The following is a 13834-nucleotide window of genomic DNA, read 5'->3' as shown; positions in this document are numbered from 1 at the left end:
CGCTCTGATGGGCAGGGCCGCCAACGGCCCTGCCCATCATGCAGGCCGGTCAGGCAGACTTACGGGCCACGTACGCAGCCCCGAACAGCACCATGACCAGCAGGATCGTGCCGAGCGCGAGCGCCGGATATCCGGCCAGGTCGACGACGACGCCCGACAGCGCCCCGGCGGCGGCAGCGGCGACGCCCATGATCAGGTCGGCGGTGCCCTGGACGTCGGCGCGCACCTCGAGCGGGGTGTGGTCCGCGACCGAGGTGGCCGCGGCGATCGTGGCCAACGACCAGCCGAGTCCGAGCAGGAAGAGCCCGACGAAGATCCGCCCCGAGCTGCCCTCCGGCGCCGCGGCGCACAGGACCAGGGACACCAGGAGCACCCCGCCGCCCAGCGCCATCACATCGGCCCGGCCGACGCGGTCGGCGAGCCAGCCGGCGATCGGCGCGAAGGCGAACATGCCCAGTACGTGCCCGCTGATCACCAGTCCGATGATCTCCAGGCCGGCGCCGCCGTGCTCCATGTGGAGCGGGGTCATCACCATGACTGCCACCATCGTGGCATGGGCCGCGGCCTGCCCGACGACCGCCGCCGCCAGTGCGGGCCGCTCCCGGATGACGGCGATCGCCCGTCGCCAGCTCGTGGTCTCGACAGGCTCGACCACCGATGAGGACTCCGCCGGCGGCGCGCCCTCCCGGGCGACCAGCAGCGGGTCAGGTCGCAGGAAGACCCCGACCACCAGCGCGGCGGCCAGCATCCCCATCGACCCGATCGCGAACGGCCCGGTGAGGACCGGGATCCCGACGGAGTCGGAGAAGATCTCGGCGACGCCGGTCAGGTTGGGGCCGATCACCGCACCGAACGTCGTCGCCCAGACGACGACCGACAGCGCCCGCGCCCGGCTCCTGGCAGGTGCCAGGTCGGTGGCCGCGTAGCGCGCTCCGTTGTTGGCCGCGGTGGTCGCACCCAGCAGCACGGCGCCGACCAGCAGCAGCGTCATCGAGCCGACCACGCCGGCCAGCACCGCCAGCAGCCCACCGGCCGCCCCGAGCAGGTAGCCCGCCACCAGCCCGAACCGGCGCCCGCGCGCATCCATCACCCGCCCCAGGACGTACGCGGCGACGGCGGCGCCGAGCACCTGGGTCGTCTGTGAGAGACCTGCCATCGACTCCGAGCCGGACAGGTCGCGCGCCAGCAGGGAGGCGGTCGCGATGCCGATCGTGATGCCCATCGCCCCGACCGCCTGGGTGGCGACCAGGGTGAGGATGGTGCGCTTCTGGACCGCGGCCACCGAGGCCGGTGCGACCAGCGTCACCGCTCACGCGCCGGCAGCTCCAGGGCCTTCCAGACCGCGGTCCAGACCTCCTTGGGCGGGACGCCGTCGTCGAGGGCCTCCTGGGCGGTGCGCCCGCCCAGGTCGCCCATGACGAACTGGCGTGCCCACGCTCGCGCGTAGCCCGCGCCGAGCGCCTCGTCCATGCGGGACCAGAACTCCGTGTGTCTCATTGCCCCGAATGCTACTCAGGCGCGCCGGCGGGCGAGGACGTCGAGCCAGACGTCGCCGAGGCGTCCGTCGGCGTGCCCGACCTCGAGCACCTCCCAGCCGGCCTCGTCCAGCGCCGCCCGGAGCGCGGGCTCGCGCCAGTAGACGAAGAGGCGGGGTGCCTCGACGTGACCGCGGTTGGTCCACTCCTCGCCGTCGCCCTCCTTCATCGACACATGCAGCGCACCGCCGGGGCGGGTCACCTCGGCGAGCCGGGCGAGCACCGTCCCGAAGTCGTCGCGGGCCACGTGCAGCAGCGTCGCCGAGGCCCAGACCGCGGCATAGGGGACGTCGGGGTGGACCGGGTCGCGCAGATCGTCGGTCAGCGGGTCCAGGCAGGCAGCGGCGTATCCCTGCTTGCGCAGGTGCGCCACGAACCCCTCGCTGATGTCGGTGCGCCGAACCCGCACTCCCCCGGCCTCGAGCGCCTTCGCGTCGTGGCCGGGTCCGGTGCCGATCTCGAGCACGTGGTCGCCCGGCTCGAGCACGGCCAGGAACCTGTCCAGGACCGAACGGTTCTCCTCGGAGAACGAGCTGCCCTGGACGTACGTCGCGACGCTGGCGTCGTAGGCGGCGACGGTCGCCTGCTTGGCGGCCGCGCGTACGTCCCACAGGTGGTGGACGACGTCGTGGAGGTGGTAGCGGCCCAGCGACTCGACGCTGAACACGTCGCCGTTGGACCGGGTCCCACGACGGCCCCACGCGTCCGGCGGGACCTTCTCGTAGATCGTGGCGATCTCGTCCGCGGCGTCCATCAGCTGCTCGGCGACGACCGCCGGGTCCTGGCCGGCGTAGTCGCCCTCGCGGGCGGCCACGTCCTGGTCCCAGTTGGCGAAGCGCGGCTCGTCCTCGGTCAGCATCAGCTGCAGCCGCTCGCCGAAGATGCGGTGGACGTCGCGTACGTGCGCGCCGTACTCCAGCGCCGACCACACCCCGGGCTGGGGGCGGTCGCGGGCGTTGTCGGCGGCGAGGTAGATCTCCCAGTACGTCGCGTTGTCCCGCACGATCTCGGGGAGCTGGTCCGCGGTGACGGCACCGGCGATGAAGCCACACTCCGGGCAGGGCCGGTCGAGCACCCACGTCCAGTCCTTGGTGTCCGGCTCGATCGCGTCATAAGTCATGGATCAATCTTGACGGCCCGTTAGGGCCCTCACGAGGGGGATCCTGCCTTTGAGACGCGAGTTGCTGCCGCTCAGGTGAGGAGTAGGGAGTCGAGCCGGCGGCGCACGACGACCAGACCGACCGCCCCGAACGCCAGCAGGTAGACCACCGAGACCGCGGAGCCCCACGACGGCACTCCGAGCGTCAGCTCACGGCACAGCACGACGCCGCGGTAGAGGGGCGTGACCTCCACGACCCAGCGCAGCCACTCCGGATATGCCGTGATCGGGAAGAACGTCGCGCTGAACAGGAACATCGGCATCATCGCGAGGGTGACCTTCTCGAAGTCCTGCCAGGAGGTCATGTAGGTCGTCAGCGCCATGCCGACGGCCCCGAAGGCCGACCCGATGAGCAGCGCCGCCGGCACCACCAGGAGCGCCCACCAGGAGTGGACCAGGTCCATCGCGACCATGATCAGCAGGAACGCGGTCACGTAGATGCCGCTGCGCAGCTGGTTCCAGAGGATCTCGCCGACCGCGATGTCGACCGTGCGCAGCGGGGTGGCCAGCATCTGGTCGTAGAGCTTGTTGTACTTCAGCTTGAAGAAGAAGTTGAACGTCGCATCCAGCAGCGACCCGTTCATCGCCGAGGCCGCGATCATCCCGGGGGCGACGAACTCGCGGTAGTCGACCGGCTTACCGGCGTACTCGAAGCCGACCACCATCGCGCCCACGCCGATGCCGATCGAGAACAGGTAGAAGACCGGCTCCAGGAACCCGGTGATGAACACCAGCCAGGCGCGCCGATAGACCAGGATGTTGCGCCAAAGCAGCAGCCGGGCGGCCTCGCCGCCTCGCAGCGGGCGGGCGACGGTGGCGCCCACGGCGGCGGTGAAGAGGGCCATCTCAGGAGACCAGCCTCTCGCCCAGCTTGCGCACCGCGAGCCACCAGCAGACGCCCGCGAGCAGTCCGAGATAGCCGACGTGGACCGCGGCCAGCGCCCAGTCGATCTCACCCAGCGCGAGCATCCGGGTCAGGTTGACGCCCTGCCACAGCGGCGAGGCCATCGCGACCTTCTCCAGCACCGGCCCGAGGTTGGCGACGGGGAAGAACGTGCCGGAGAACAGCGTCAGCGGGATCATCCCCAGCCGGAAGATCAGCGCAAAGGACTCCTCGCCCTTGATCGAGAGCGAGAACAGCAGCACCGGCGTCCCGAACGCAAGCACGACCAGCCCCTGCACCAGCCACGCCGTCAGCACGCCCCACCACGTCTCGAAGACGCCGAAAGGGGCCAGGACCAGCAGGAAGACGCCGCAGGCGAACAACGTACGCAGCATCAGGAAGCCCAGCTGGGCCAGCACGATGTGCGAGGCGGTCAGCGGCGAGGCGATCATCGAGAAGTAGATCCGCTGCCACTTGACCATCCCGTAGACCGGATAGGTCATCTCGGAGAAGGCGATCGTCATCGCGTGGGCCGCGACCATGCCCGGCGCGACGAAGGCCAGATAGGAGTCGGCGCCCTCCAGCGTGGCCGGATCGGCCTCCACGAAGCCGCCGAGCAGCACGCCCAGTGCCAGCACGTAGAAGAACGGCGTCACGAAGGTCGTGATCACCCCGCCCTTCCAGGTGCGCGCCAGGACGGTGAGCCAGTAGTCGCCCATCCGGAGCGCCCCGGAGACCAGCCCCGCGGGCGCCGTCGGTGGGGTAGCCGGCCCCGAGTCGGCGTAGTCGGCCATCAGTCCACCAGGGTCCGGCCGGTCAGGTGCAGGAAGACGTCCTCGAGCGAGGAGCGCCGCACCAGGGTGGCCACCGGCGACAGGTCGCGGCTGTGGACGGCCTCGATGACCGCCTCGCCGTCGTCGCTGTAGAGCAGCAGCCGGTCGGGCAGCACCTCGACCCGCTCGGCGAGGTCCTCGACCTTCGCCGCCAGCGCCTCGTGCTCGCCGACGCCGAAGCGCAGCTCGGCGACCTCGCGGGTGGAGTGCTGCTGGATGAGTCCCAGCGGCGTCCCGTGGGCCACGATCCGACCCTGGTCCATGACCACGAGCTCATCGCACAGCTGCTCGGCCTCGTCCATGTAGTGGGTGGTCAGCAGCAGCGTCACGCCCGCCTGCTTGAGCCGGAAGAGCCGGTCCCAGATGACGTGGCGGGCCTGCGGGTCCAGGCCGGTGGTCGGCTCGTCGAGCACCAGGATCTCGGGTCGATTGATCAGGCTCCGGGCGATCGTCAGCCGTCGCTTCATGCCGCCGGAGAGGTCGTCGACCTTCGCCTTGGCCTTGTCGGTGAGCTGGACGAAGTCGAGCAGCTCCTCGATCCGGCCCTTCACCTCGGCCCTCGGCAGCCCGAAGTAGCGGCCGTAGACGAAGAGGTTGTCGTAGACGTTGAGCTCGACGTCGAGGGTGTCCTCCTGCGGGCACACTCCGAGCCGCGCCTTGATCTTCGGCCCGTCCTTGGCCGGATCCATCCCGAAGACCCGCAGCTCTCCCCCGCTCGGCGGCGAGACGCAGCAGATCATCCGCATCGTCGAGGACTTGCCGGCCCCGTTCGGCCCCAGGAAACCGAAGGCCACACCGGGGCGCACCGACACGTCGATCCCGCGCACCGCCTCGAAGTCGCCGAACGACTTGCGCAACCCGCGCGCCGAGATCATCAGGTCTTCACCCACGTCGGCAAAGACTAGATGGCAGCGCCGACAGTTTCGACCGAGCCTTCGATCGAACCCGGATCGGCGCCTACAGGCCCCGCTGCTTCTGGCGTCGGTTGTAGTCGCGCATCCGCTGGGGTACGCCGACCACCGCGGCGTCGTAGGACGGGACCTGGTGCTTGTTGGCGAACTTGTGCGCCCACTGCGCCGACGGCACTCGCCGCCGGGTCCACTCGCCGTCATGCGCGACCAGCAGCAGGGTCACCTCGCTGACGACGGTGCGCGGCTCGACGAACCCCTCGACACCACGCCGGGTCTTCACGAACTGCTCGAGATGCTGTTGGTCGGTGGAGTCCGCGGCGCGCACCCTTGTGGATCCGGTGTAGCTCTCGCCTGTCGGGCGGCTCATGCGCGTCCCGCGGCGGAAACGATCGAACAGGCTCACGGTGCAATTGTGCATCCTGGTGCCCAACGCACGCCCGGATAAACCTGTTGGGCGCCCACTCCGTGGTCGCCTATGTTGGAGCCTTTGACCCCGCGCCCCCATCGAAACCTGCCGCGACGGAGAAGCGATGAACCAGCCATGCCCATAGACGATCTCGACGCCGAGCGCGAGCATCTGGCCGCATCCCGGCAGGATCTGGCCCGGATGCGGAAGAAGGTGGAGTCGCTGGACTCCTCCACGGCCGGCAACTGGGTCAGCGCCGAGATCCTCGACGCCACTCTCGCGCATCGGCTGGAGCAGCTCGCCGACGATCCTGACGTGCCGCTCTTCTTCGGCCGCATCGACCGGACCGCTGCGGTAGGAGGCGAGTCCTTCCACATCGGCCGGCGCCACATCTCCGACGGCGCAGGCGACCCGATGGTGGTCGACTGGCGGGCCCCGGTCAGCGTCCCGTTCTACCGAGCCTCCCGGACCGAGCCGATGGGGTTGGCGCGGAGGCGGCGCTACGGGTTCTCCCACGGGGAGCTGACGGCGTTCGAGGACGAGTCACTGACCGACGCCGGGGCCGGGCCGGAGCACTCGGCGATCCTCGAGGCCGAGATCGAGCGGCCGCGCGTGGGACCGATGCGCGATATCGTCGCGACCATCCAGCCCGAGCAGGACGTCCTGGTCCGCGCCGACCTGTCCCAGACGATCGTCGTGCAGGGTGCGCCGGGGACGGGAAAGACGGCCGTGGGGCTGCACCGGGCGGCGTACCTCCTCTACGCGCACCGCGACCAGCTGACCCGGCGCGGGGTCCTGATCATCGGCCCCAACGCCTCGTTCCTCCGCTACATCCGCGACGTTCTCCCCGCGCTGGGTGAAATCGAGGCCAAGCAGGCGACGATCGCGGAGCTGGTCGCCAAGAATGGGCAGAGCCATGGCGCCGTCCGCGCGGAGGAGGCCGCGCCGGTGGCGACGCTGAAGGGCGACGTACGCATGGCGGAGGTGCTCCACCGGGCGGTCTGGTCCCACCTCGGCGAGCCGGACGAGGCCCTGGTCGTCCCGCGCGGCTCGCGGCGCTGGCGAGTGCCGTCGCACGAGGCGCGGGAGGCCCTGGAGGGGCTGCGCGCCAACGATCTCAGGTACGCCGCGGGCCGGGCCCTCCTCCCGCGCGCCCTGGCCCACCGGGTGCTGGTGCAGATGGAGCGCTCGGGCGACTCACCCGACGACCGGGTGCACGACGCGGTGGCGCGGGCGAAGCCGGTCAAGGACTACGCCGCCGCGCTCTGGCCCGATCTCAAGCCCGCCCGCGTCCTGTTCCGGCTGTTCACCGACGCGGGCTGGCTGGCCGAGGTCGCCGATGGGCTGCTCACGGAGACGGAGCAGGCGAGCCTGCTCTGGGAGAAGCCGCCGCGCTCGGCAGGCGCGGCGCGCTGGTCGCTGGCCGACCTGGTGCTCCTCGACGAGATCGCCGACCTGCTCGACCGCACACCGTCGGTGGCCCACATCGTCGCCGACGAGGCCCAGGACCTCTCCGCGATGATGCTGCGCGCGCTCGGCCGCCGTTCGACGACGGGCTCGCTGACGATCCTCGGGGACCTCGCCCAGGCGACCACGCCATGGGCCTCCTCGTCGTGGACCGAAGCCCTGGCACACCTCGGCAAGCCCGACGGTCATGTCGAGCAGCTGACGCGCGGCTTCCGGGTCCCGGCCGACGTGATCGCCTACGCGGCCCGCCTCCTCCCCCACATCGCCCCCGACCTCGAGCCGCCGGTCGCGGTGCGCCGCACACGTGGTGACCTCGCCTTCACCACCTCGTCGGTCGTGGAGGCGCTCGGGGCTGCGCTGGAGCGCCCCGGGTCGGTGGGGCTGATCGTGCCGGACGCCTCGCTGGCGACGGTGCGCGCCGAGCTGACCGAGGCCGGACTGTCCTTCGCCGAGATAGGCGTGGCCGCCGACGAGGAGACCGAGTTCGACGCCCATCTCGATCTCGTTCCCGCCTCGCTGGCGAAGGGGCTCGAGTTCGACCACGTGGTGGTCTCCGACCCCACCGGGATCGTCGCCGGCGAGCCCGACCGCGACACCGGTCTCCGTCGCCTCTACGTCTGCCTCACCCGCGCTGTCACCTCCCTGGTCGTACGGCACGACGCCCTCCCCGAAGAACTCGGTGGCGTCCCGGAACGGGTGGATGCGAAAGTAGGCGCATGATCGACGTCCGACCGGATCCGCTGGAGAAGGCTGACTGGCCGCTACGCACCGAGCGTCTGGTGATCCGCCGGATGACGCCCGCCGACATCGAGCCGACCTGGGCCTTCCGAGGGCTTCCCGAGGTGGCCGAATGGGTGACGACAGCGTTCGCGGATCTCGAGGCCTATCGCAAGGTCTTCGAGGACCCCGACGTCATCGGGCCCGGCCTGGTGATCGAGCGCGACGGCGTCATCGTCGGCGACCTCATGCTGCGGATCACCGACCCGTGGTCGCAGACCGAGGTGCGCGAGCAGGGCAACGGCACCCAGGCCGAGCTCGGCTGGACGATCGACCCGGCCCACCAGGGCAACGGCTACGCCACCGAGGCCGTACGCGCCGTGCTGGACGTCTGCTTCGGCCCCCTGGGTCTGCGCCGCGTCGTCGCGGAGTGCTTCGCCGACAACGTGGCCTCGTGGCGACTCATGGAGCGCCTCGGAATGCGGCGTGAGTCGCACACCGTCAAGGACTCCCTGCACCGCACCCGCGGCTGGCTCGACGGCCTCTCCTACGCGATCCTCGCGGAGGAGTGGGCTAAGCGCTGAGTGCCGCCGCGATCGCGGCCTCGCAGTGCAGCCGGGTCGTCGGGAACAGCGGCACACCTGCGTACGTCTCGATCGGCAGCAGCAGCTCGATCTCGGTGCAGCCGAGGATCACGCCCTCGCAGCCGGCGGCGATCAGACGGTCGATTACCTCGAGGTACGCCTGCCGGGAGCTGTCCAGGAACGTCCCCAGACACAGCTCCTCGTAGATGATCCGATGGACGGTCTCCTGGTCCGGCTCGTTGGGGACGGTGACCTCGAGGCCGTGGCCGCGGAGCCGGTCGGCGTAGAACGGCTGCGACATCGTGAACCCGGTGCCGAGAAGTCCGACCCGCCCGACCCCCGCCGCTCTGACCGCGGCCGCCGTCGTGTCGCCGAGGTGCAGGAAACGATCTCCGTACGTCTCCTCCAACGCCCCGGCCACCTTGTGCATCGTGTTCGTGGCCAGCACGATCACCTCGGCCCCGGCATCACTCAGCGTCGCCGCCTCCGCGGCAAGGCGCTCCCCCGCTCGCTCCCACTCGCCGGATGCCTGCATCTCCTCGATCTCCGCGAAGTCCACCGACCGCACGAGCAGGTCCGCCGAACGCAGTCCGCCGAGTCGCTTCGCGGTGATCTCGTTGAGCAGGCGGTAGTACTCCGCCGTCGACTCCCAGCTCATCCCACCCAGTACGCCGATCCTTCGCATGCCACTTAGTTTCCTCTGGGCGACCAACTTCCGGGAGCCGTGGGTCGAGGTGGCTCGGCGCCTCATGCCTCGCGCGCGACCATGACAGTGGGCGTCACCTTGTGAACCATTCACAAGCATTCCGTTCAAGTGAAGGACTGAGCAATGACCGACCGGCCTGAGATCGTCTGCATCTGCGGCTCCACCCGGTTCGTGGAGGAGATGCGGGCGGCGAACCGGGAACTGACCTTCGCGGGTGTCATCGTCGTCGCGCCGGGCGAGGCGGACGAGCTGGTCACCGAGGAGCAGAAGGCGGCACTGGACGCCCTCCACCTGCGCAAGATCGACCTGGCCGACCGGGTTCTGGTCGTCAACCCAGGCGGGTACGTCGGCGAGTCCACGCGCAGGGAGATCGCCTATGCCCATGCCACCGGCAAGCCAGTCACTTTCACAGATCCTGTCTGACCAGCAGACGCTTCGTGGTGCGCGCGAACTAGAGTTGACGCCCTGTTGGTTAGGGGCGGCGGGTGAACCGGATCGTGCCATCCGGTAGTCGCTCATGAACGTACGCAGGGTTGTGCGCCAACCGGTGATGATGCGCGCACAACAAGGCCCCGTCCTTGAGGTTGGTCTTCCCGCCCGCGGCCCAGGGGTCGAGGTGGTGGGCGTCGCACCATTCCGGTGGCATGTCACAGCCTTCGGCTTGGCAGCACTTCTGCTGCAACCGGAGTGCTTTGCGTTGGATGGGTTGGAAGAACCTGCTGCTCCGCCCGGCGTCGAGGACCTCACCGTCACCGCCGAGGACCCAGGGGATGATGGTGGCGTTGCAGGCCATCCGCCGCGCTTCCGCCGCGCTGATGGTGGTGCCGTTGGTCTCGTCGTAGCCCAGGGTGGCGACGCCGAGGTCCTTGCGGAGTTCCTCGAGGGAGATGACCACGTTGATGGTGGTCGCGTCGCCGCCGTGACGAGGTAGCGCTGCGGGGTCGATGGTCTCCAGGAGCCGGGCGAGGCCTTGGCCCATGAGCCGTTCCCAGGGAGGGAGTGGGGCGCCCTTGGCGACGAGTTGTTGTTTGCGGGGTTGGGCGTAGGCCTCGACCAGCCGCTTGAACCTCATCCCCATCGAGGTCGGCAACACACCCTCGAACCCGACGGTCCCGTCGTGGTTGTCCCACACCCGCAACGCGGTCTTCTGCTGGGCGCGTTCTTCCTCGGCGAGGAGGGCTTTGGCTTCGGCGTCTTCGAACCGGACCGGGTCGATCTCGGCCAGGATCCGCTTCCCCACGATGCGGAGCTCGTTCGCGGTCAACCGGGTGGCGTAGTCGACCAGCAGCTTCTCGGCCAACACCAAGTCCTCAGCACTGGCGATCGGATTGGCCTCGATCTTGTCGAGGGCCTTGGTGATCACCCGGGCTTTGTCCAGAGACACCACACCGTCCGCCAGACCAGCAGCGACGAGCTCGTACTTGGCGACACTCGCGGCAAGTTTGATCTGGGACCGGGCGACGGCCTTGTNGATCGGAAGAGCACACGTCTGAACTCCAGTCGGCTCGTTATGACGAGCCGACTCGGCGGGATTTCGGGTGAGGACGAGCCGACTCGACGCTGATCTCTGTCAGGACGAGCCGACTCGGCGTGACTAGAGCTTCTCGACCGGGGCGTAGCGGAGCAGGAGGCGCTTGACGCCGGTGTCGCCGAAGTCGATGCTCGCGACCTGCTTGTCGCCCGAGCCCTCGATGGTGACGACGGTGCCGAGGCCGAAGGAGTCGTGGGTGACCCGGTCGCCCGGGTCGAGCGAGGGCACCTCACGAGCCGGCTTCGACTTGGCCGCGACATCGGCGCGCAGCGCGGCCGAGGAGAAGTTGCGGCGACCGGCGGCCGTGGGCTGGCCGAGACGCTGGCCGCCGCCCCAGCTGTCGTTGGCGAAGTTCGGCCGGCCCCACGAGGACATCTCCTTCTCCGTGCGTCGCCAGTCGACCAGGTCGACCGGGAGCTCGTCGAGGAAACGGCTGCCGGGGTTGTGCGAGGGAGCGCCCCACGCGGACCGGACCACGGCACGTGAGATGAAGAGGCGCTTCTCGGCGCGGGTGATGCCGACGTAGGCCAGGCGGCGCTCCTCCTCGAGCTCGGTGCCGTCACCGAGGGCCCGGGAGTGCGGGAAGACGCCGTCCTCCATGCCGGTGAGGAAGACCGCGGGGAACTCCAGGCCCTTGGCGGTGTGGAGCGTCATCAGGGTGACCACGCCGTCCTCGTCGTCGGGGATCTGGTCGGTGTCGGCGACCAGGGCGACGCGCTCCAGGAAGTCGCGGAGTCCGGGCTCGACCGTGCCTGCGTCGACATCGGCCGGGTCGGCGCTCGGGGCCGCGACCGGATCGTCGGAGAACTCACGGGCCACGGCGACGAGCTCGGCGAGGTTCTCCACGCGGGTCTCGTCCTGCGGGTCGTCGGACTCCTCGAGCGAGGCGAGGTAGCCCGATCGGTCGAGCACCGTCTCCAGGATGACGTCGGCCCGCTCGCCGGCGGCGACCATCTGCAGCAGCTCTTCGACCATCGCGACGAAGGCCTTGATGTTGGTCAGGCTGCGGGTGGCCAGACCGGGGGCGTCCTCGGCCTTCTGCAGCGCATCCCAGAAGGTCAGGCCGTCGCGCTCGGCGAGCGCGTTGACGCAGGCCACGGCGCGGTCACCGATGCCCCGCTTGGGGGTGTTGAGGATCCTTCGGAGCGAGACCTGGTCGTCGGGGTTGGCCAGGGTGCGCAGGTAGGCCAGGGCGTCGCGTACTTCCTTGCGCTCGTAGAAGCGCACACCGCCGACGACCTTGTAGGGCTGGCCGGTGCGGATGAACACCTCCTCGAAGACACGCGACTGAGCGTTGGTGCGGTAGAAGACGGCGACGTCGGCGGCCTTGAGCCCACCGTCGACCAGCTTGTCGATCTCGTCGGAGACGAACCGGGCCTCGTCGCGCTCGTCGTCGGCGACGTAGCCGACGATGCGGTCGCCGTTGCCGGCGTCGCTCCACAGCGCCTTCTCCTTGCGACCCTTGTTGTGCTTGATGACCGCGTTGGCGGCGGTGAGGATCGTCTGGGTGGAGCGGTAGTTCTGCTCCAGCAGGATGGTGGTCGCGTTGGGGAAGTCCTGCTCGAAGTCGAGGATGTTGCGGATGTTGGCGCCGCGGAAGGCGTAGATCGACTGGTCGGCGTCACCGACCACCATCAGCTCGGCCGGCTCGGCGCGCGGGGTGTCCTCGGCGTAGGTGTCGGTCAGCGCGGTGTCGTCCATCCGGTCGGCGCAGAGCTCGTGGACCAGGGCGTACTGAGCGTGGTTGGTGTCCTGGTATTCGTCCACCAGCACATGCCGGAAGCGGCGCCGGTAGACCTCGCGCACCTCCGGGTAGGTCCGGAAGAGCTCGACCGTCGACATGATCAGGTCGTCGAAGTCGAGGGCGTTCGCCTGCCGCAGACGCTTCTGATACTCCTTGTAGGCCGCCACGTAGGTCTGCTCGAGGTGGTTGCGCGCGTCCTTCTCGGCCGCCTCGACGTCGCGCAGCTCGTTCTTCTGGTCGCTGACCCAGTTGAGCACCTGGCCGGGCTGGTAGTGGCGCGGGTCGAGGTCGAGATCGCTGAGCACCAGCTGCATCAGCCGCTTCTGGTCCTGGGCGTCGTAGATGGAGAAGTTGGACTTCAGCCCGACCTTGTCGATCTCCTTGCGGAGGATCCGCACGCAGGCGCTGTGGAACGTGGAGACCCACATGATCCGGGCGCGCTTGCCGACCAGGGCCTCGACGCGCTCCTTCATCTCGGCCGCGGCCTTGTTGGTGAAGGTGATCGCCAGGATGCTGCCGGGGTGGGCGCCGCGCTGCGAGATCAGCCACGCGATCCGCCGGGTCAGCACGCGGGTCTTGCCCGACCCCGCACCCGCGACGACCAGGAGAGGTGCTCCCTGGTGCTGCACCGCGGCCTTCTGGGGCTCGTTGAGCCCGTCGAGGAGCTCCTCGGTGCTCGGGCCACGCCGTTTCGTACGCGGCTCGTCGGCCGGCTGCGCCGAGGCGAAGGCCTCGAGGCCCGGAATGGTTGCGACAGGGGTCTGGTCAGGCGTACTCATGCTGCCTCCAGCCTAGGGGCTGGCACCGACAAGTCACGGGTCGGCGGGCCCTGTGAGAACCGTCAGGCAGCGACGTGCGCGGAGGACCAGAAGACCGCCACGCAGACGTTGATGATCGTCAGCCCGAAGATCGTCCAGTAGAGCCCGTCGGAGATCTTGGGCTTGCGCAGCTGCGACATCACCAGGCCGAGGATGACCAGGCCGATCACGAGCTTCACGCCGACCTTGGCGTGGTCGACCGGACCATCGCCCATCTCGAGGACGCCGACGAGCAGCAGACCGGCGAGGAACGCGGTGCCGGAGCCGTCGCGCATGAGGCCGTTGGCGACCTTGTCAGGGGTCTTGATCTGCACCAGCAGGCCGCCGAAGAGCGCTGCGAAGCCGAGCAGGTGAATGACGAGCAGGATGTGCCGCACGATCTCCATGGGCAAAGACTAGAGCCACCGCTTCGGAGCCCACCACGCGGTACCGCTTCGGCACGTTTTCGAACGATCACACGATTTTGGTCACATTCGCCTTGGGGAATTCGGCGACGTCTGCCTACTCTCACCGTGACCGCCACCATCGCTCTCGGCTCCG

At 69.4% G+C, this 13834-nt stretch carries 14 protein-coding genes; 3 read left to right on the top strand and 11 right to left on the bottom strand.

All coding sequences use genetic code 11. From position 1 onward, the window contains the following. Window positions 1–49: 49 nt before the first annotated feature. The 7 genes from ACFX43_RS29030 to ACFX43_RS29000 form a co-directional block, all read right to left on the bottom strand. Window positions 50–1306, bottom strand: a complete 1257-nt coding sequence (locus ACFX43_RS29030; RefSeq protein ID WP_378840612.1) for an MFS transporter — start codon at window positions 1304–1306, stop codon at window positions 50–52. Beyond that, window positions 1303–1497, bottom strand: coding sequence for a DUF3046 domain-containing protein (locus tag ACFX43_RS29025; protein WP_378840609.1), 195 nt, complete (start codon window positions 1495–1497; stop codon window positions 1303–1305). The genes ACFX43_RS29030 and ACFX43_RS29025 overlap by 4 nt, the downstream gene beginning before the upstream one ends. Before the next feature lie 15 nt (window positions 1498–1512). Beyond that, on the bottom strand, window positions 1513–2655 hold the full coding sequence (locus ACFX43_RS29020; protein ID WP_378840606.1) for a methyltransferase domain-containing protein: 1143 nt from the start codon (window positions 2653–2655) through the stop codon (window positions 1513–1515). A 71-nt stretch (window positions 2656–2726) separates the two neighbouring features. Beyond that, on the bottom strand, window positions 2727–3539 hold the full coding sequence (locus ACFX43_RS29015) for an ABC transporter permease (protein ID WP_378840602.1): 813 nt from the start codon (window positions 3537–3539) through the stop codon (window positions 2727–2729). Between the two features lies 1 nt (window position 3540). Beyond that, window positions 3541–4371 (bottom strand): ABC transporter permease, encoded by an 831-nt coding sequence (locus tag ACFX43_RS29010; protein ID WP_378840597.1) that lies wholly within the window; start codon window positions 4369–4371, stop codon window positions 3541–3543. Next, window positions 4371–5285, bottom strand: a complete 915-nt coding sequence (locus ACFX43_RS29005; protein WP_091042336.1) for an ABC transporter ATP-binding protein — start codon at window positions 5283–5285, stop codon at window positions 4371–4373. The genes ACFX43_RS29010 and ACFX43_RS29005 overlap by 1 nt, the downstream gene beginning before the upstream one ends. Before the next feature lie 82 nt (window positions 5286–5367). Next, the gene (locus ACFX43_RS29000; RefSeq protein ID WP_378840594.1) at window positions 5368–5688 is read right to left on the bottom strand and encodes a hypothetical protein; all 321 of its coding nucleotides are present in this window, start codon (window positions 5686–5688) and stop codon (window positions 5368–5370) included. A 174-nt stretch (window positions 5689–5862) separates the two neighbouring features. On the opposite strand from ACFX43_RS29000, the gene ACFX43_RS28995 reads away from it, so the two are divergent. Then, window positions 5863–7914 (top strand): HelD family protein, encoded by a 2052-nt coding sequence (locus tag ACFX43_RS28995; protein ID WP_378840589.1) that lies wholly within the window; start codon window positions 5863–5865, stop codon window positions 7912–7914. Beyond that, window positions 7911–8495: a GNAT family N-acetyltransferase gene (locus tag ACFX43_RS28990; protein WP_378840586.1), complete on the top strand. Its 585-nt coding sequence runs from the start codon at window positions 7911–7913 to the stop codon at window positions 8493–8495. Before ACFX43_RS28995 ends, ACFX43_RS28990 begins: the two co-directional genes overlap by 4 nt. Here the strand turns inward: ACFX43_RS28990 and ACFX43_RS28985 are convergent. Beyond that, complete coding sequence (locus tag ACFX43_RS28985; RefSeq protein ID WP_378840582.1) at window positions 8485–9180, bottom strand: aspartate/glutamate racemase family protein; 696 nt, start codon at window positions 9178–9180, stop codon at window positions 8485–8487. The two genes, ACFX43_RS28990 and ACFX43_RS28985, sit on opposite strands and share 11 nt — an antisense overlap. Before the next feature lie 144 nt (window positions 9181–9324). Between ACFX43_RS28985 and ACFX43_RS28980 the strand changes: the two genes are divergently transcribed. Beyond that, window positions 9325–9624, top strand: a complete 300-nt coding sequence (locus ACFX43_RS28980) for a hypothetical protein (RefSeq protein ID WP_378840579.1) — start codon at window positions 9325–9327, stop codon at window positions 9622–9624. A 49-nt stretch (window positions 9625–9673) separates the two neighbouring features. Here ACFX43_RS28980 and ACFX43_RS28975 read toward each other — a convergent pair whose 3' ends face one another. The 3 genes from ACFX43_RS28975 to ACFX43_RS28965 form a co-directional block, all read right to left on the bottom strand. Next, window positions 9674–10675, bottom strand: coding sequence for a DUF222 domain-containing protein (locus tag ACFX43_RS28975; protein WP_378841203.1), 1002 nt, complete (start codon window positions 10673–10675; stop codon window positions 9674–9676). Between the two features lie 120 nt (window positions 10676–10795). Beyond that, a complete protein-coding gene (gene pcrA, locus ACFX43_RS28970) occupies window positions 10796–13255 on the bottom strand; it encodes a DNA helicase PcrA (protein WP_378840576.1) in 2460 nt (819 codons plus the stop codon). Between the two features lie 62 nt (window positions 13256–13317). Then, complete coding sequence (locus tag ACFX43_RS28965; RefSeq protein WP_350719670.1) at window positions 13318–13680, bottom strand: hypothetical protein; 363 nt, start codon at window positions 13678–13680, stop codon at window positions 13318–13320. Window positions 13681–13834 lie beyond the last annotated feature (154 nt).

Source organism: Nocardioides sp. YIM B13467, assembly GCF_042788075.1.
In the GTDB taxonomy this organism is placed as follows: domain Bacteria; phylum Actinomycetota; class Actinomycetes; order Propionibacteriales; family Nocardioidaceae; genus Nocardioides.
The sequence above is the reverse complement of the archived record's forward strand: the minus strand, read 5'-3'. Positions and strand labels throughout refer to the sequence as shown.

Coding starts and splice junctions, on each gene's coding strand:
- ACFX43_RS29025 (WP_378840609.1), bottom strand. CDS start 1,497: ATGAGACACACGGAGTTCTGGTCCCGCATGGACGAGGCGCTCGGCGCG.
- ACFX43_RS29020 (WP_378840606.1), bottom strand. CDS start 2,655: ATGACTTATGACGCGATCGAGCCGGACACCAAGGACTGGACGTGGGTG.
- ACFX43_RS29015 (WP_378840602.1), bottom strand. CDS start 3,539: ATGGCCCTCTTCACCGCCGCCGTGGGCGCCACCGTCGCCCGCCCGCTG.
- ACFX43_RS29010 (WP_378840597.1), bottom strand. CDS start 4,371: ATGGCCGACTACGCCGACTCGGGGCCGGCTACCCCACCGACGGCGCCC.
- ACFX43_RS29005 (WP_091042336.1), bottom strand. CDS start 5,285: ATGATCTCGGCGCGCGGGTTGCGCAAGTCGTTCGGCGACTTCGAGGCG.
- ACFX43_RS29000 (WP_378840594.1), bottom strand. CDS start 5,688: ATGAGCCGCCCGACAGGCGAGAGCTACACCGGATCCACAAGGGTGCGC.
- ACFX43_RS28995 (WP_378840589.1), top strand. CDS start 5,863: ATGCCCATAGACGATCTCGACGCCGAGCGCGAGCATCTGGCCGCATCC.
- ACFX43_RS28990 (WP_378840586.1), top strand. CDS start 7,911: ATGATCGACGTCCGACCGGATCCGCTGGAGAAGGCTGACTGGCCGCTA.
- ACFX43_RS28985 (WP_378840582.1), bottom strand. CDS start 9,180: ATGCGAAGGATCGGCGTACTGGGTGGGATGAGCTGGGAGTCGACGGCG.
- ACFX43_RS28980 (WP_378840579.1), top strand. CDS start 9,325: ATGACCGACCGGCCTGAGATCGTCTGCATCTGCGGCTCCACCCGGTTC.
- pcrA (WP_378840576.1), bottom strand. CDS start 13,255: ATGAGTACGCCTGACCAGACCCCTGTCGCAACCATTCCGGGCCTCGAG.
- ACFX43_RS28965 (WP_350719670.1), bottom strand. CDS start 13,680: ATGGAGATCGTGCGGCACATCCTGCTCGTCATTCACCTGCTCGGCTTC.